Origin of the sequence: Thalassotalea euphylliae (assembly GCF_003390375.1) — a bacterium.
Taxonomy (GTDB): Bacteria; Pseudomonadota; Gammaproteobacteria; order Enterobacterales; family Alteromonadaceae; genus Thalassotalea_F; species Thalassotalea_F euphylliae_A.
This window is the reverse complement of the sequence record NZ_QUOT01000001.1, coordinates 3,044,862-3,063,579: the sequence shown is the minus strand read 5'-3', so window position 1 is coordinate 3,063,579 and position 18,718 is coordinate 3,044,862. Positions and strand designations below refer to the sequence as shown.

Annotated in this window: 13 protein-coding genes; 7 read left to right on the top strand and 6 right to left on the bottom strand. The window is 43.6% G+C overall.

Going from position 1 to position 18,718, the window contains the following annotated elements; translation table 11 throughout:
- Window positions 1-231 precede the first annotated feature (231 nt).
- The 4 genes from DXX94_RS13545 (at window position 232) to DXX94_RS13530 (ending at window position 8,849) form a co-directional block, all read left to right on the top strand.
- The gene (locus tag DXX94_RS13545) at window positions 232-5,388 is read left to right on the top strand and encodes a response regulator (protein WP_181901558.1); all 5,157 of its coding nucleotides are present in this window, start codon (window positions 232-234) and stop codon (window positions 5,386-5,388) included.
- Window positions 5,389-5,771: 383 nt separating this feature from the next.
- Window positions 5,772-7,571 carry a choice-of-anchor I family protein gene (locus DXX94_RS13540; RefSeq protein ID WP_116016666.1) on the top strand — a complete coding sequence of 600 codons (1,800 nt, stop codon included), beginning with the start codon at window positions 5,772-5,774 and terminating at the stop codon, window positions 7,569-7,571.
- A gap of 119 nt (window positions 7,572-7,690) precedes the next feature.
- Window positions 7,691-8,272 (top strand): RNA 2',3'-cyclic phosphodiesterase, encoded by a 582-nt coding sequence (thpR, locus tag DXX94_RS13535; RefSeq protein WP_116016664.1) that lies wholly within the window; start codon window positions 7,691-7,693, stop codon window positions 8,270-8,272.
- 160 nt (window positions 8,273-8,432) lie between these two features.
- Window positions 8,433-8,849: a hypothetical protein gene (locus DXX94_RS13530; RefSeq protein WP_245961515.1), complete on the top strand. Its 417-nt coding sequence runs from the start codon at window positions 8,433-8,435 to the stop codon at window positions 8,847-8,849.
- Window positions 8,850-9,007: 158 nt separating this feature from the next.
- Here the strand turns inward: DXX94_RS13530 and pepB are convergent, their stop codons facing one another.
- The 5 genes from pepB to DXX94_RS13505 form a co-directional block, all read right to left on the bottom strand.
- Window positions 9,008-10,291 (bottom strand): aminopeptidase PepB, encoded by a 1,284-nt coding sequence (pepB, locus tag DXX94_RS13525; RefSeq protein ID WP_116016662.1) that lies wholly within the window; start codon window positions 10,289-10,291, stop codon window positions 9,008-9,010.
- A 457-nt stretch (window positions 10,292-10,748) separates the two neighbouring features.
- Complete coding sequence (locus tag DXX94_RS13520) at window positions 10,749-11,525, bottom strand: substrate-binding periplasmic protein (protein ID WP_147302292.1); 777 nt, start codon at window positions 11,523-11,525, stop codon at window positions 10,749-10,751.
- A gap of 96 nt (window positions 11,526-11,621) precedes the next feature.
- A complete protein-coding gene (locus DXX94_RS13515) occupies window positions 11,622-12,218 on the bottom strand; it encodes a hypothetical protein (protein ID WP_116016658.1) in 597 nt (198 codons plus the stop codon).
- Window positions 12,219-12,221: 3 nt separating this feature from the next.
- Window positions 12,222-13,172: a hypothetical protein gene (locus DXX94_RS13510; protein ID WP_116016656.1), complete on the bottom strand. Its 951-nt coding sequence runs from the start codon at window positions 13,170-13,172 to the stop codon at window positions 12,222-12,224.
- Window positions 13,173-13,269: 97 nt separating this feature from the next.
- Window positions 13,270-14,508, bottom strand: coding sequence for an immunoglobulin-like domain-containing protein (locus DXX94_RS13505; RefSeq protein ID WP_116016654.1), 1,239 nt, complete (start codon window positions 14,506-14,508; stop codon window positions 13,270-13,272).
- A 235-nt stretch (window positions 14,509-14,743) separates the two neighbouring features.
- Between DXX94_RS13505 and sfsA the strand changes: the two genes are divergently transcribed.
- Window positions 14,744-15,475, top strand: a complete 732-nt coding sequence (sfsA, locus tag DXX94_RS13500) for a DNA/RNA nuclease SfsA (protein WP_116016652.1) — start codon at window positions 14,744-14,746, stop codon at window positions 15,473-15,475.
- A gap of 22 nt (window positions 15,476-15,497) precedes the next feature.
- On the opposite strand, the gene DXX94_RS13495 is transcribed toward sfsA, so the two are convergent.
- A complete protein-coding gene (locus DXX94_RS13495; RefSeq protein WP_116016650.1) occupies window positions 15,498-16,613 on the bottom strand; it encodes a hypothetical protein in 1,116 nt (371 codons plus the stop codon).
- Between the two features lie 684 nt (window positions 16,614-17,297).
- Here DXX94_RS13495 and dksA point away from each other — a divergent pair.
- Both dksA and gluQRS read left to right on the top strand, forming a co-directional pair.
- Window positions 17,298-17,741 carry an RNA polymerase-binding protein DksA gene (gene dksA / locus DXX94_RS13490; protein ID WP_116001843.1) on the top strand — a complete coding sequence of 148 codons (444 nt, stop codon included), beginning with the start codon at window positions 17,298-17,300 and terminating at the stop codon, window positions 17,739-17,741.
- A gap of 26 nt (window positions 17,742-17,767) precedes the next feature.
- Window positions 17,768-18,670 carry a tRNA glutamyl-Q(34) synthetase GluQRS gene (gluQRS, locus tag DXX94_RS13485; RefSeq protein WP_116016648.1) on the top strand — a complete coding sequence of 301 codons (903 nt, stop codon included), beginning with the start codon at window positions 17,768-17,770 and terminating at the stop codon, window positions 18,668-18,670.
- The last annotated feature ends 48 nt before the right edge of the window (window positions 18,671-18,718 follow it).

Here is an 18,718-nt window from a genome sequence, read left to right as displayed (position 1 = left end):
ACTGGCTTTTGCTATCTTCTATCACTAGTTGTTCGGCCTATTAACGCCAAGCAAGCTAGCTTCGCTCGCATTGGGGGCTTGGATAATCAAAGCTTTTTGTTGTCAGATTTTGCCAATAAGCAGACGAGAATGAATTGGGGACTAGGTAAGAAAAACAGCTTCAAAGTGCAACGTCTTGCATCTAATGCTTTGCTAATCACTTGCTTCATACTAAATTTTGTAGTGTTTAGCATGAACAATACAGCACATGCAGAGCAAGCTTTTATAGAGCATGCAATTCCGGAGCAAACAGCAACTAGCAGTAACTTAGATGCCCACCAAATTCGCAAACTTACCGAAGAATTAAAATATTTAGATGAGGTGCTGACTGCCTCGGTATTGACCTATATTTTCACGGGTGAACCCAAATGGTTGGAACGTTACCAAGCGCATGAACCAAAGCTCAATGCATTGCTTGAAGCACTTGCAACCAATCGAAATAATGCAAATGCTGATTTTATCAACCAGATTGACATAGCCAATAAGCGTCTATTAGCAACCGAAACCATTGCCATCAAACTAAGCCAGCAAGGGCAGCGCGACCAAGCAATGAAGCTACTTAGTGACGATGTTTACTTAAACAGTAAAGAGCGCTATATCAGTGCAACATCAGCATTATTGTCGAGTTTGAAAAGTCATGCCCATCACCGCCCTTTACCTAAAATCATTCATACACCTGGGCCAATTGAGCTTTCATCAACAGAGCAAGCATGGCTTGAAAGCAACACTATAACGGTTGGTGTGGAGCATTGGCCGCCGATTATTTTTGAACGAGCTAATGGCGAAATTGGTGGCGTTGCTGGCGGCTTACTGACCCAAATTTCAAAACGCACAGGCTTAAAGTTTGAAATTGTATCAGGTCAGTGGAATGAGCTGCTTGAACAAGTTCAAAAAGGCAACATTGACCTATTACCTGACATTTATGTCACTGAATCTCGTGCTAAGTTTGGCTTATTTTCGCAGCCATATTATCAAATGCAGGAAAAGCTGTTTGTTTTAAAAGCAAATAAACACCTGCGTACCCTTGAAGACATCCATAATAGTACCGTTGCCATCCCCAAAGGTTACACATCCATTGAGCAACTAAAAGCGCGCTTTCCAGCCGTTACCGTACTCGAAACAGAAAGTATTGACGATTCAATTAATGCCGTGATTAACGGACAAGCTGATGCCTTGTTAGATGCTGAGGTCGTTGTTAAAAGTCGTATTAAAAGCGCTAAGCTAACCTCGTTAGTGATGATTGACGAGCATGTGATTCCACCTGAATCACTACACTTTTTTATTGCCAAGCAGAAGCCAGAGCTGCTGAATATCATCAATAAAGGACTGGAAACCATCAACGTTGACAGCCTAGTCAGTGCCAATAAAGACTTACTTGATGCCAGCGATGTTACTAAAATTCAAAAGCTTACCCAAAGTTCGCAGACGGAAATTTACTATCTAGCCGCTGGCCTTGTGCTTGTGCTGATTTTATTTGGACTTGGCATCAGTATGGTGCTCTCAACCAACAACGAAGAAAAGCTTGCCGAGCGGTTTGGCTCAAAACGTTTTCAACACACGTTGTTAATTGGGCTTGTTGGCCTAGCGATTATTTTAGTGTCTCTAGCTTTCGTCATTATTAACAACGCAGAAAATAAGATTAATCAAGTGTTGAGCTACAACATGACAAACATCATGAGCTCAACGCACAATCGCTTAACCAACTGGGTAGATGGTGAGTTTTCAACATTAAATGAATTAGTTAAAGAGCCAGAATTAATTAACACTGTTGAGCAGTTATTGCTGGTGCGTCGTGAAGCCACGGCACTCAACAATGCCCAAGCACAACAAGCACTTGGTCAATTTATTAATGAACGCTTGCCTAACATGGCACAGCAAGGCTACTTTGTTATTTCACCCGACATGATAAACCTTGCCAGTAGCGAGGAAGCGCAAATTGGCATTCAAAACCTAGCTAGCCGCGCCCATCGGCAGCTGTTCAATAGTGTGCTCGCTGGAGACAGCAAATTTATCCCGCCTATCACTTCACTGGCAAGCAATAATCCAGCACTTGATTTAGCGACGAGCGAACAAACTCAGCTCATCTTTGCAGTACCAATTTATGATAATGATGCTCATATTATTGCAATATTAGCGGTCACTAGCGCTCCAGATGGGCAATTTTCACGTATTTTCTCTACCGGTTTTGTTGGTAAAAGCGGCCAAAGCTACGCCTTTAATAGCCAAGGGCAATTACTGTCACAAATTCGCTTTGAAAATCAATTAAAAACACTTGGCTTAGTTGCTGCCGATCAATCAGCTATTTTGAACATGCGCCTGAGCAATCCAGGCAAAAACTTACTCAAACACTCCTTTACGCCAGAAGAACAAGCAAATTGGCCATTAACAGCGATGGCTGATAGCGCTACGCGAGGTTTTACCAATACCAACCTTGAGGGTTATAACGGATTTTTAGGGGTGAAAGTGGTTGGCTCATGGCTGTGGGACGACAAGCTCAACATTGGCATTGCTGCAGAAGTAGATTTTGACGAGACGGTCGAAATATTAGTGGTTTTCAGGTACACCATTCTCGGCATCATCTGCGTTGCTTTAGCCCTGATATTTGGCTGTACTTTGTTCACTTTAAAACTCGGAACACGCGCAACACAGGCGCTAACGCGCTCACACACGGAGCTTGAATGTATTGTTGCTGAGCGAACTCGCGAGCTGCAAAGTAGTATTGACCGAACCCGCACGATTATCAGCAATTCCTCTGACGCTATTATCATCGTTGATGACCAAGGCATTATTGACAGTTTTGGGCCTTCCGCAGAGCAAATGTTTGGTTATAGCAAAGAACAAATGATCGGTCAGCCGCTGAAGCTGTTGATGGAAAAACCATTTAACCAAATTGAACGCTCGGCAATGGCCAATGGTCATATTGTTGAGCAAAAAGGCATTCGCTCAGACGGTTCAATTTTTGACATTGGTATTTCTGTTAGTGATTTTACCTTTGACGACGACCATTTCTATACGGGCGCTGTGCGAGATATTACGGTACGCAAAGAAGCGCAACGCGCGCTTGAGCAAGCGAAAAACTCGGCGGTTGAAGCAACCAAAGCGAAAAGTGACTTCTTGGCAAATATGAGTCATGAAATTCGCACGCCAATGAACGCGATTATTGGCATGAGCTATTTAACGCTGCAAACCCAGTTAACCGATAAACAGCAAGACTACCTCAACAAAATTCACAGTTCAGCCGACGCTTTGCTTGGCATTATTAACGATATTCTCGATTTTTCTAAAATTGAAGCAGGCAAGCTAACGCTAGAACATGTGCCGTTTAATTTAACTGAAACCCTTGATCATGTCGTTGAAGTTATTGCGCTGAAAAGCCAACAAAAAGGTATTGAATTACTGATTGATCTACCAGCTAATTTACCGACCTGTTTAGTTGGCGATTCACTAAGGCTCGGACAAATTCTGGTTAATTTAGCGACTAACGCGGTCAAGTTTACCGATCACGGTGAGATCATCATCAAGGTTGAGGCGATTGAAGAAGCTGATCAAGAGCTCACCTTGCAATTCTCTGTCAGTGATACAGGCATAGGTTTGACCGAAGCACATATGCAAAACCTATTTAAGTCATTTAGCCAAGCCGATGCCTCTACGACGCGTAAATATGGTGGTACAGGGCTAGGGCTGACGATCTGTAAAACGCTCACTGAGATGATGGGTGGTAAAATATGGGTAGAAAGTGAATACCAAAAAGGCAGTACCTTTAGCTTCACCGCTCGCTTAGGAAAAGCTGGCCAAGCAATTAGCAATCCGCAACTGGCAATTGCCGATGCAGCCGACATCAAAATATTGATCGTCGATGACAGTGTTGCGGCTCGTGAGATTTTACACACGATTGCCCAAAGTATTGGCTTTACCAGTGTTATTGCTGAGTCAGCCGATCATGCACTACAGCAAATTGAAAATGCACAGGCTAAGCAAAGTACGTTTGACATTGTACTGACCGATTGGCGCATGCCTCACAAAAATGGGTCGACATTGATCAAAGAAATTTTGGCGCTTGGCCTGCCTACACCACCAAAATTTATTTTGCTCACCGCTTATGACCGCGACGATATGATCGCTGCATCAAAAGGTTTGCCTATCAGCGCCTATCTAACCAAGCCAATTACCGCCTCAACACTACTTGATGCAAATTTAAAAGCGCTAGGGCGAAGTGATAAAGTGACCCGTCGAAAAAATACCGCCAAGCTAGATGTGAGCTCGACAGAAGCCATTCAAGGCGCCAATATCCTGCTGGTTGAAGACAACGAAATTAACCAACAAATTGCTGTTGAGCTACTCGAAATGGCTCATTTCAATGTTGATATCGCTGAAGATGGTCAGCAAGCCGTTACCAAAGTATTTAACAATTACGCGAATGCAGAAGCTGAAACACGCTTCGACGCAGTGTTAATGGACATTCAAATGCCCGTGATGGATGGTTATCAGGCAACAGCCGAAATACGCGAAAAAATCAGCGTAGATGAGCTCCCAATAATCGCCATGACCGCTAATGCCATGGCAGGTGATCGCGAACGCTGCTTGCAAGCAGGTATGAACGACCATCTGACAAAACCGATTTCACCGAATGAGGTGTTTAACACGCTGACTGAATGGATCAGCCCCAAACAGCACCTTGGTAAGCCTGCTATTCAAATTGATGAAATAGCAACAAACACACAGCATAATTTGCCAGTAATTCCATTGCTAGATACACACACTGCACTTGCGCGTATCGCCGGCAATGTACCTTTATACTTGAGTTTGCTGGATAAATTTGTCCACAACCACGGCCAGTCTTTGGTCGCGATTAGTGACGTAATCGAACAAGGTGATAACGAGCAAGCAATCCGTATGGCTCATACGCTAAAAGGTGTAGCTGCGAGCATAGGGGCTGAGGAGTTTTCAGCGAATGTCGCTAGGCTCGAACAAGCATTAGCAAACGAGCAAAACGCCACACAACTCATCGAAGAATTACACCAACAGTTGATAGCGATTGTTGGCGCCATCAGTTCAGTTGAATTACCCAATGAATTACGACAAGAAGATAGCCAATTAACCACTGAATTAGACAGCGAAGCATTAGCAAAACTGCATACTCAGTTATGCAGTGAAATTGCCGACTTTGACGCCGAAGCACAAGAAACATGGCGCGCAATGCGTAAACAATTGAATAGTCATTTAGCACCCGATGTAGATGCTAGCCTTTCCAATGCCTTAAATGAATATGACTTTGAACAGGCAGAGCAGTATTTACCTGCTATAGAACAAACCATTGGCTCGTTAAACACTGCTGTTCTTAAAGACTAATCCCTGACTAAAAGCGCTTTAACCATAAAGCGCTTCTCTTAGCTCTCTGCCTGTTAGACTCCACCTACTACTACTGCGGCTAACAACAGGCTGATCCTCTTAATTGGCTATTCTTAGAATAGTAGATCACATCTAAAGCACGGATTGCTCACCACACTTTCGTCGTTCACTCATCGCTTACTAATACCAGTGTCACAGCTCATTCATAGCTTTGTCATAGCTCGGTAATAGCCTAGTCATGCGACCGTAACAGCATAGTCACGACAATGTCACCGCATGGTCACAAATTTGTCAGATTGGCACTCTAGCGTATTGGCTTGAAATTTAAGCAGCTCCTTTTAATTGCAAAAACAATACCTACAAAACAATACGGAAATCTGATAATGCATAATAAACAGAAACTTAATCTAAAAGCTTCGCTACTTAGCGCAGCACTATTATTAGCACTAACTGGCTGTGACGGTGACGATGGTGCAACAGGCGCAAACGGTCCACAAGGCCCTTCAGGTCAAGATGGTACAAATGGCATAGATGCGCCAACACGCATAAGCACAAAGCTAGTCGCTCGTGGTGTCCTTAACGCTGAATCACCAGAGGGAGCTGCTGAAATCGTTCAATATCATCAGGCAAGCGGCATGATTTACGCCATTAATAGCTCTAGCGATACCGCAACTGTTGAACTCCTCGATTTAAATGATGCTGATCCAGCTGCATTAACAGCTGATGCCGAAGGTGTTATCAACAATACCAATTTAACCATCGTCACGACATTGTCGTTATCAGAAAATACCCCAGGTGATGCCAACAGCATCAGCATTTCACAATCATTAAACCTGCTCGCTGTTGCCATGGCAGCAGACGAAGTAGACAAAAATGGTTACATTGCGTTTTACGATATTAGCGGCGCTGCACACAACTTTATTAAAAATGTCGAAGTCGGTGTATTACCTGATATGGTGACTTTTACCCCCGATGGCAGCAAAGTCGTTGTCGCCAATGAAGGTGAACCAAGTGGCGATTACACCACAGATCCTGAAGGTTCAATTTCAATCATCAATATTGCTGATGGCGTGGTTAGCGACACTTCAGTCTCACTAACATTTACAGGTTTTAATAGCCAGCAAGCCATGCTGGAAAGCCAAGGGATGATGTTCCCTAACCCAAGCGGCCGCACCATCAATGGTCAACTGATTAACACCACAGTGGCAATGGATTTAGAGCCAGAATACGTTGCCGTGAGCAGTGATTCGAAAACCGCCTTTGTTAGCTTGCAAGAAAACAATGGCCTTGTCCTTGTCGATTTAGACGCCATGGAAATTAGCGGTATTACCGGCCTAGGATTTAAAGACTGGAGCCAGTTATCGCTTGATGCCTCTGACAAAGATGGCGGCGTCAACTTTAAACAGTACAACAATCTATACGGCATGTACCAACCAGACACTATTGCCACTTTCGAGTGGAACGGCGCAACATTTGTCGTTACCGCTAATGAAGGTGATGGCCGTGAATACTTCTTTGATGTTGCCGACGAAGCTGCTTGCAGTGCCGCAGGTGGCCTAGATTACGACGAGGATGATGGCTGTTTAAGCTATACCGATGAATCACGCGCTGAAGACTTAAGCTTGGATGCCAACGCATTTGCTGACATCAATAATGATGATAACGATTTAGGACGTTTAAAAGTCAGTATCGAGCGCGGAGATACCGACAATGATGGTGACTTTGAGCAGTTATTTACCTATGGCGCTCGTTCATTTTCAATTTGGGATGCACAAGGTAATTTAGTATTCGACTCGGGTGACGACATGGAGCGCATTACTGCCGCTATTTATGGTTCAGCCTTTAACAATGAAGAAGATGAAAACGAAGGTGACACGCGCTCTGATGCAAAAGGCCCTGAGCCGGAAGCATTAGCCGTTGGTAAAGTGGGTGAGCGTACCTTTGCATTTATCGGCTTAGAACGCATGGGCGGCGTTATGATTTACGATGTTACCAACCCATTTAATGTGACTTTTGTTGATTACTTTAACAATCGAGGTGTCGTAGAAGGTGCCGATATTACTGGTGATCTTGCGCCAGAGGGGATGGCATTTATCCCAGCAACCGATAGTGCGCCGGCAAAGCTTATTGTTGGTCATGAAATTTCTGGTTCCGTCAGTGTATGGGAGATTACCGAACAGTAATACCTGCTGAGTAAGTTACGATTACTTTCTGTCTATAAATACTTTCGAGCCACAAAGTCGGCTAACATCAAGTGAATGGATTATAAACTTGGTGGTACCTTTAAGGTATAAGCTCTCCTGTGGCTCGTTATTTTTATGCACTCGACCTTTGCTCAGCTGATCGCCAAGCGTTAGTGGCAATTCAACACAGCCTCATGCCAACTTTGGCAAAATCAGTAACAGCATCAGCCAAACAATACAAAGTACCTCGTCTAACCAAACCTGAAAACCTGCATTTAACGCTTACTTTTATCGGTCAAGCATCACAGGCACAGCTCTCAGCAATAAATAAAGCGGCAAGACATATAGCCAATATCGTTGCAAATGAAACACAGCCATCATTCCAGCTCATTGCGGATCATCTGGCAGTTTTTCCCAATGCTAAGGTGCTTTATGTTGGCCTTGCCCATACACCACAATGGCTGCAATATCTTGAACAAGCATTAACTAAAACGGCAGAAAATAACGATGTAAAACTCGTTGAACGAGCTTTTACACCACATATTACGCTGAGCCGAAAAGTAAGCTTTTTACCCTGCGAGATAGGCTTAACACTTTCGTCTCCCCTCACACTAAACATAACCAGTTTTAGCTTGTATCGCTCAGATTCCACTCCAAACGGTGTTTGCTACCAAGCCATAGAACGCTTTAGCTTAACTTGAGCTCTTCATGTTGAGAGCCTATTAGAAAATCAACTGCACCAACCAGTTAACCATTTGATTTTTAAGAAATATAAAAACTTGTAACTTGAAAAAAATCTGCTTACTTGGCAAAGCGAGTAAAGCCTGTTACTTATATGTTCCGGCAAAAAATGGATTCGGCATGATGAATAGGCAGCTCCATTCTCATTATGACATCACCAAAAAAGATAATATTTTGTTGGTCGATGCCAAACGCATCTTCGATGAAGATAGTATTGAGCAGTATCATCAAGACATGCTCGATTTGACCTTGGAAATGAAGCACCAACCTTGGGCATCGTTAATCTGTTATGAAGGCAGTGGTGTTTTTACGCCAGAAGTTGAACAGCACATTATCGACATCACTAAGTTTCGTGTTAAAAACAATATGGTGGCCAACGCGACAGTACTGCTCAATACCGCACATGCCGATATTCAACAAATGCAGCTACGCCGTATCTACAATAGTTGCCAACTACCATTCTTTGTTTTTAGCGACAGAGACAGTGCCGAAGCTTGGCTACAAGACTACTTGAAAGAGCAAACGCAAGTCGTCTAACTCATCATTGCTACCTCACTACCATCTCTTAGAAAATTGTAGTTAGTTCAAAAAAATAGGCTAGACATCACAATGATGTCTAGCCTACAAATGGCTTTCAAAGGCTCATATATTTCGGCTGCGATTGGGCCTAAATCGATTGGGCCTTAATCAAAATGCTAACGTATCAGCGTCGCGATGGTTTCAATGGAAATACCGGTTGCACCAACCGCCCAGCATTCATTCGCCTTACCGTTATATGCCGCTGCAATATCAAAGTGCAACCAGCCTTTACCCTGATTTGGCACAAAGCGACTTAAAAAGCCTGCTGCATTACTTGCACCGCCTGGGCCACCGCCAGGGATAGGACGACTATTGGCGGTATCGGCAAATGCTGACGGGCATTTACTTTGATGCCATTGCTCAAGTGGCAATTGCCAAATTGGCTCATTCACTTGTTTCGCCGCTGCTATTGCTTGATCTGCCGCTTGCTGATCTAAGGCAAATAACGCGGTGTAATCGCCACCGGTTGCACTAACCGCAGCTCCCGTTAGTGTTGCGGCATCAATGATAAGTGGCGCACCGGTCTCGCCCGCCGCTAACAGGCCATCTGCTAGCACAATTCGCCCTTCGGCATCTGTATTAGCAACTTCCATGGTTACGCCGTTTTTATAGCGAATCACATCGCCAAGTTTATAAGCATGACCACTGATCATGTTTTCTGCGCAGCACAAAAATAGTTTTACTCGTTTTTCTAAGCCACTTTCAATCGCTATTGCTAATGCGCCCGCAACAACAGCTGCACCGCCCATATCGCATTTCATGTCGAACATGCCCGCGTTCGATTTAATTGAATAGCCACCGCTATCAAAAGTGATCCCTTTACCGACTAGACAAGCAGCAACAGGAGCGTTTGCATCTCCGCTTGGGTTGTAATCCACTTCTAATAAGCACGGCGGATTGATACTCGCTTTACCAACGTTGTATATGCCGAGCCAACCCTGTTCAACTAATGCTTCGCCCGATGTCACTACAGTCGTGATTTTGTCACCCGCGAGCTCTGATAGGTAATTAATCGTTTTTTCTGCAATTGAGGCTGGGTATAGCTCTGCAGGTGTTTGATTGGTTAAGTCTCTCGCCCATGCATAAACCGCGAGCTTTTTCGTAAGCTCTGCTTGTTGATCACCACAAAAATCAACACTGGTAAGCTTACCAACACTGGTAAAACCAAGCGCAACCGCCCACTGTTGTTCGGCCGACCAGTTGTCGCCCACAAAGTTAATATGTTTAACACCTAAACCATCAACTTTACGGCCTGCTCGTTGTAAGTCTCGCAGTGGATATAAACTATCTGGCTCAACGTAGATATGAACTTGCTCATCAATTATTTGAACTAGGTTGTTGCTTTGCCAGCCTGTTGAATGGGTTTCATTGGATAGAAAAATAGAAGTTGTGGTCGTCATTGCTAACCTCAAAAATGTCATTGTTATAACAATATTATACCCAAGCTACTACAAAGTGCTTGTTTCAGTTGGAATTAAAAGCGGTTTAGGCAAGGCATTGATTGCAGAGAATGGTTGTTCCCCTTTTTTGCATGGAAAGCAAAGTCAATAACGCAGCATAAATTGCTTTTAAACCAACCCGTTGGGCGCTTCACAGGAACTCAATCTCTGTGTTACAGCTTATTGAAAGGGAGTGCCATTCCTGCAAGCTGCGCCTTGATATTGAGCCCCTGTGACAGCGCTGAATTCAAGCATCTTGCAGTAGCGTGGGTATATATTCTGAAAATGAAAAGTAATGGCGAATTGGGCGTTAATTATTGATTAGCATACGATAACTTAGTGTTAAGAGATAAAAACACTTCCTCAATGCTAACTGAGGTATCTACTAATTACTTAAAAAGCCTACCCAAAACAAAAACTAGTGTTCAGCTAGTACAGCAGTTCTGGCTGCAGCCAAGTCTTGCCAAAAGCCATCAACTTGTACTTGATGCGCTTGATAAAACTGCTTACTTACAGGGATATGTACATATTTATCAATTAAGGCTTCGCCAGCCGCTTCCACCTGCTGCTCTAAGCTAAGCCTAGCAAGTGCATGCTGCCCTGATGCCTGTTCCACCACATAGGCATCAAGCCGCCCTGCGGCAACCATTTTTAAGCCATTGTCCAAGCTGTAATCATAAGCCGATAACAGCTTCATGTCGGCCAACATCTGATAGGCGATATACTCTCGGGGCGCACTAATGCCATGCCCTGCTTGCCGTTGATATTCACTTAAACGAAAAGGCTGATCTTTTTTGACAAAAAATGGATAACGAAGGCGCATCAAATACAAGGCTGGTTTATCTTGCTCTGCTCCTTTGGGAAACACCATCAAGTCAGCGCGTTCAGCGTTGTAAATAACAGCCATAGCGGCATCTACGCGATTATCGATAAGCTTCGCTAAACAACGTGCCCAGCTTTTACGTTGGATTTCAATCACTAAACTATTGTTCGCGGCACTCCTGCGAACAAGCTCAATCACTTTACCATCGGAGCGCATGCTATTGTCTTTGTCGAAATAGGGGATATAAAGTTGATCGTCAATACAAACACGCATACTTGTTGGTTGCGCGTGGCTGGGTAACGTGGTTAAAAACAGTAAAACTAAGAAAAAGCAGAGGGGAGAAAATAAAGTACCAATGATGTTAGCTATCACTCTATACCTCCCATTTTGTCCGTTTGCTGATTAGGTCTTATACCTCATGAGGTTTTTATTTACTGCCTTATCCGCAAAGACTTTGGTAAACACACACTAGCGTTTAGGTTGTTTTTTTAGTGCTGCACGAGCACTAGCAATACCTTGTTTCGCAAATTCTGCCATTTGTTCAGCGCTATGTTTAGGTAAGGCTTTTGACGCATCAAACCAAACTAACTCAGGGGGCTTAGTTTGTTCTTCGTGCTGACCAAGCACTGCTTGAATAAACTCAGGTACACTTGGTGGAAACTTTCCCCCTTGCGTGCGGAAAAAGTTAAGCGCATTTCTTAAATTCGACTCATCAATACGATCACGAATGCTGTACAAACCTTTGGTAAGCTCAGCTTTATAGCGATTAGTTTTCTCGGTATCTCTCAAGCCAGAAAACTGGTACATACCGTCAATCGCTTCAACCACCTTGTTGATTTTGATCTGTAAATCGGCAGGTACATCGGCACTACCTCGCTGAGCTAAGTTATGATTAGCATTGCCTTGCTGTTGGTATTGCTGCCTAAAATCAGACATCGCCGAAGACATATTTTGTGGCGACTTAGTCTGTAGCGAATAGTTTTGTAGCGAACTGCCTTGCGACGGGTAGTTTGGTCTTAACGTTTGTTGCGTATTTTGTTTGTTTTGTATAGTGCGCTTATTCATTGACTATAACCCTTCCAAATCAATATCGTCGGCCCAAGAAGTATCGTTATGATCAACTTTCTGATAACCACTGCGAGGTTTGTAGTTTTGTTTTTGCTGATCTTTGACTTCGTTTTGGCGCCATGTATTTACAAACACTGAAAAACCATTTTCTAACTGATAGCTGTTTTTAAGTGGAATTTGCTTTTCATAAGACTTGCGAATAAAGCAATTCCAAACAAAATCTAAAGAAGCTTGCAGGCCATTAGAGTCAACCTTGTAAACAAATTCCGGTGGCATCTTGTCAATGTACCCAAGCCATGCCTCAACTGCTTGCTCGCGCTTCTCGGCTGTTTGATTATAAGTTTGCTGATAACGCCTATTACCATGTGCTAAGTTCATTTGTACTTTGTTAGCGTACGCAATAAAACGCTTTTGAATCAGATCCATGCGTGCCGGAGGCTGTTCACCGTTAGCATCCATTGATGAGGCAAACGTATGCCATATCTCAAAGAAGTGGTTTTGATCGTATCCGTGCTTGGCCACTAACTTAGCTACCGACTCGGCAATAAATTCTTGGTTCACATCTGACCATAATCGTTTGCTCGCAGGCTCTACTTGCTGACCATTGACAAACGCCTGTGCTTGCGGGCTCACCGAGTGATTGGCTGGCGCTGGCGTTTCAACGGGAATGTCGTTTACCGTAAACCAATAGGTATTACTTTGATCTTGCTTTTGCAGAATTAAGCCAAGCTCTTTCATCCGGTACAGAGTACGAAGTAATTTGCCTTTTTCAATGAAGGGAAATAAATCGACTAACCCTTGCTCGGTAATTTTTAGCCAATAAGTATTGTTGATCAGGTGCTGATTAAGCGTTTGATTATAATGTAGAAGCTCTCGAAATTTTTGCAGAATAACAGCAATTTCCATGCTGTTATACCTGACGGCTTCTTCACTATAAAAATGCTGTAACATCAACTTTCCTGACCAATAATTTTAGCCAAGATTATATCTTATTTTCCTTCGCCGTGGGGTGAAAAAAACACAAGGGCGTCCAACCATTAGCTAAACACTACCTATCAAGCAAGCTATGACTGAGTAGCCACTGGAAAATGTCTTCGTCATAAGGTTCATAGCGCGGATCATAAGTCGCTTCTTGGCTCCCCCCGACAAGCGCTGACAAATCGTAAACCGCATGATGAATATGATGTCTCGCCTGAAGAATTAGCGATAGCTTGGGAATAACCCTAGGCTGACATAAATCGACAATCGCATTGTAAGCACGAATAGAGCGAACAAACGGCGTGATTTGATCACCCGTGCCGTGGAACAGCCACACAGGAACCTGTTCAATATTACAGAAGTCATCGGGTAAGTCTTCAATCTCGGTGGCTAAGCCAGATGCAATAGGCGCAATAGCGGCAATTTTTTCAGGAAAATCGACAGCGTAAGCTGAACTTAAATAACCACCGCTACTCCAACCCGTTAAATACACGCGATTAACGTCAATATCGTAGGTGTGGATCGCATAATCGACAAAAGCATCAAGGCGATCTTTAAAGCCTACGCCTGGAATGGTGCCCAAATGCGGTGCCACAACAACGAATGGTAAGTCATTGTTCCATTCTCGATCATCAATAAGTCGAGGCACACCATAGTTTTCCAAAACAGCATCAAGTGACGTAACAGGATCTGTATCTGTCGTAAATTCCAAATTGCCACCACTGCCATGCAGATAAATTAATAGCGGCGGCTTTTGCTGAACTTGTTCACCATAGTTTGTCGGTAAATGTTCAAAATAACCGAAATTTGCAGCCGTTGTGCCAAGTGGTCTGCGTGTTAAGTGCTGAGCGTTGTTGTCAATTACACGAATAACGCGTGCCTGCTCAATTGCCGCTTGTCCATCACTGTCAGTGACAGCATAACGCACTAGATAATCACCAACACGACTGGTATCAACATCACCAGTAATGATGATTTGCTCAGAAATGTCACCATCTTGCTCATCTGCTGCCAGTGCACCTTCTTCAAGATAAAATTCGCCAACTGAAAAAACTTGAGTGCGTTCACCAAGTAATGAAATAACAGGACGATCGGGATTTTCGCTAAAGTCAGGAAGGGGGGCATCCCACCACACCTCGACAGGTGGCGGTATCTCGACTAGGCAATCATCAATATTGCGCTCACAGGGGCGCACTTGCGAGCCGCCGCAGCTGCTCAACAGCAAGGTTACTATCAGCACAGTTATTGCGCCTAATAACCTTTGTAATGAAGCTTGCTCTGACAAACTTGTTTTGGTTAGCACCATCATTTTTACAACCTTATTATTCTTGTTTGAGGCTAGTAAAAAATAGCAGTCGCCCTGATTTAGCAACAGGATAGGTTGACTAGCGGCTTGTTTATAGTGATTAACGGCAATGTCGTTGTATGCCAGCTCACTACTCTAGAGCGGTTGTTGGAATCTTTCTATTGAACGACAAACAACATACAATCAAAGCTGAAATCATATCAGAATTAAACCAGCCGAATAAAAACTGAGCCGTACCATGCAGTTGTCATTAAAAAAAGCCACGCTTATCAAACGCTACAAGCGCTTTCTTGCCGATGTTACCTTGGCCGATGGCAGCGAAACCACACTTCACGTTGCCAACACAGGAGCCATGACAGGCTGTGCAGAGCCAGGTGACAATGTTTGGTACAGTACCTCTGACAACCCAAAACGCAAGTATCCCTTTAGTTGGGAACTAACCGAAACTCAGCAAGCAGGCGATTTTATTTGTGTTAATACCGCCCGCGCTAATCAATTGGCAGAGCAAGCCATTAACGCTGGGTTAATTTCAGAGCTAGCGGGCTACCAAACGCTTCAAAGAGAAGTAAAGTACGGTGAAGAAAACAGCAAAATTGATATTCTGCTGTCACAAGGGCAACAAGCTGATGCCTACGTTGAAGTAAAAAGTGTCACCCTATTAGATGCCCAAGCTTATACAGAATCATCGAAGCAAGGACATGGCTATTTTCCTGACGCGGTAACTACACGTGGACAAAAGCATTTACGCGAACTGATGCATATTGCCGCGCAAGGACAACGAGCTGTACTACTTTTTGCGGTATTACATTCCGGTATCACCAGTTTCGCCGCAGCAGCCCATATTGACCCAACTTATGCTCAACTTCTCAATGAAGCCATTGCTGCTGGCGTTGAAGTTCTAGTCTATAAAGCCGAAATTTCACCTGACGGTATGGCACTAAATCAAGCACTGGCGTTACGCACTAGCTAATACAAACTAAAAATTTGCGCAATCAAGCAATTTGCTGGCAAGCATTAGTCAACTCATGATTTAAGTTATCATCCCAAGTTAAACTCACCTCTATCGCATCCTGATAATACGCATAAACTTGCTCATCAATGGTCGTTTTTTCATGACTTTGATAGCTTTCTGCTGGTGCTTTTGCATGACGTTGAAAACTTGCAGCTTGTGCTAACTCTAGCTCATTGATCGTTAATCCCAGTTGCAGTGTGTTATTTACTTGCAACAAGGTTTCGTGTGGCGTATTCAAAAACTCCTGATAATCCAGTGTTTGCCACTGTTCGCTTGGTAATAACTGTTGCGCTCGCGAAAACAGTAAATGTTGCAAGCGATATACCAGTAAACAAGATTTTGCCACTTGCCACAATATATCTTGGCCACAGTTATCGATCTTGACGGCCAGAGGTTGATAGTCCGGCAACACCTTTAACAAATGAGCACGTAAACGGTAAATAAAAGCGATTCTCTCTTTACCACCGCGAAATATCGCCACTAAGTATGCTTGCTTAGGCATAGACATAAATACAGCCCGACTACCAGGTATCAGTACCGCTAGGTCAGGCAGTAAAGAATTTGCCCAATTTGATGGTTTGGTCACTAACTGCTGTTCTGGTGTAAAGCGCTTGGCTAATTGCTGCACGGTAAAAGTGATGTACTGCTGCCAACGCGCAGTTTGTCGATAAAGCAGATGGTTAGTCGCTTTAAGCTCAGCTAAATCGATAAGTACTTGCGGCTCTTTATAACACAGCACTTTCGCCTGATGATATGCCAAAGTTTTCGCCAATAATGTTGAGCCACAAAAACCAATATGAAAAATAAATTTGGCTAAAGGTGTTTCGGTAGCAGTGAATGATGACACGGTTTGCGCCGCTGGAACTTGATAACAAGTCTTATCAACAGAGAAGTCCTCTCTACCGTCTATAAAGGATGCCGCATTTATCTTCTGTTGTGTGGTTTTAATATAAGTAAATAAAGCTGTGGCTGGCTCAAAGCGGTGCAGTAAATAATTTGCCTGATTTAATGGCCTATCTCCATCGGCCAATATTGGTTGGGTGAGGTTTTCTCGCTGAACTTGAGTTGCGGATTGAGCAGAACTACTAGGCTGCACTGCCTGCTTTGAAGCCCGATTGCTTGGGCAAGTGTTGCTTGACGTATCATTACCTAAAAAATCGATATTTGAACTATCACTATTTATTATTGTAATTTTCCATAATGCTGATTGATTAAACCTCAGCTATTAAAGAAGATGTGACATGTAAAAATAATGACAAGATGTAAACAACTGTGTCAATTACCTATTTATAAACAAACAGTTACACTCTTTAATAAACAGTAACATTTGTTCTGTGGTGTTCATTAACTTTTGTATTTACTTGTTTTTCTCTTCGCCCTTTCGCATTAATGGCGTATAGAAAGTTAACTGCTGCCATCAACATCTGCGAGCTATGCCCATTGGGAATATGTCTTGCAGCCCCTTGATCCAGATCCCATCCTATGGGAACCAAGTACACAAAAAGATTGACTAAACCTAGTAAATATTGCTAAAAGAGCTTGCTTGTTGAGAAATGGACAGCAACTAAGTGTAACTTAATGGATTAACTTATTGAATTTATTGCTTTACCTTATTTATTCGTAACTTTCTCTTGAAAACCATAGCTCGAAGCACAATATAGCCTTGATAGTAAAATGGTGACTAGGTCGAAAGACCTGATTTTGGCAATTGAAGTCAGATGGCTTAGCAAGTGAGTAACATTACTCCCCATACTGGACTAGTAGCATTAGGAGATTCAGCATGCCAGACAAACAAAAAGCATTAGGCATTCTCGCGTTAGCTGGCGTAGCGCCATACCAGGAAAAAGCTGGTGAAGAGTACATGAACGCTGACCAGCTAGAGCATTTTAAAAAGATTTTAGAAGCTTGGCGTAACCAATTGCGTGAAGAAGTTGACCGCACAGTAACTCACATGCAAGACGAAGCAGCGAACTTCCCTGATCCAGTTGACCGTGCAGCGCAAGAAGAAGAGTTCAGCTTAGAATTACGTACCCGTGACCGCGAGCGTAAACTGATCAAGAAAATCGAAAAAACACTACAGCTAATCGAAGAAGACGATTTTGGTTTCTGTAATTCATGCGGCATTGAAATTGGTATTCGCCGCTTAGAAGCGCGCCCTACTGCCGATTTATGCATTGAATGTAAAACGCTAGCAGAAATCAAAGAACGCCAAATGGCGGGTTAACACGCTAAGCGACCTACCAAAAATCGATGGCGTTTTCGCTAATACAGCGGCCGAGTACCCAATATCGCGGCCGCTTTGCTCCCTCTCCCTCTGGTTTACTTCATTTTGGTTCTTTATTAACGGCGCTGGCTAGCTATCTAGACGCTAAGGCCAACGACGGCCTGTGGCTAGTACGCATTGAAGATATTGATCCACCGCGTGAACAAGCAGGTGCTGCCGACGAAATACTACGTACCCTTGTAGACTATGGCCTGCATTGGGATGAACACGTACGTTACCAAAGCCAGCAATCCGCCCTTTATGAACAAGTATTGAGTGAACTTGCAGCGCATAACCTAACCTATGCATGTGCCTGTACTCGTGCACAAATAAAGGCTAGCGGCGGTATTTATAGCGGTCGCTGCCAGCACTTACACTTGCCTTATCGTGCACATGCCGTTCGCATTCGCAATCAATTTAAAGCAGACAACTACCAAGATTTAATTCAAGGTAAGGTGCAATGTGACCCAGCACTTGCTAGTGAAGACTTTATTATCAAGCGCAAAGACGGTTTGTACGCCTACCAATTGGCAGTGGTCAGTGACGACATCAATCAGGGCATCACCCATATTGTGCGCGGCTGTGACTTACTTGAGCCAACCGCACGACAGCTTACGCTTTATCAAACCTTTGGTGTCGCTGCGCCGCAATATGCGCATGTGCCGCTGATCACTACACATGATGGCTATAAGCTAAGTAAGCAAAATAAGGCACCAGCAATTGATCGCAAAGCGCCACAAGCCAGTATCATTAGTGCGTTAGAGTTTTTAGGCCAGCAGCCCCCAGCGCAGCTAAACGATGGTACACCTGAAGAAATACTCGCGTGGGCAGTCGAACACTGGCAACTAACGAATGTGCCTAAACAAGCGAGCATCGCATTGCCTGAATAGCATTCATTGTATTAGAACTTTTATTCTAATTGCCGATAGTTTTCATTC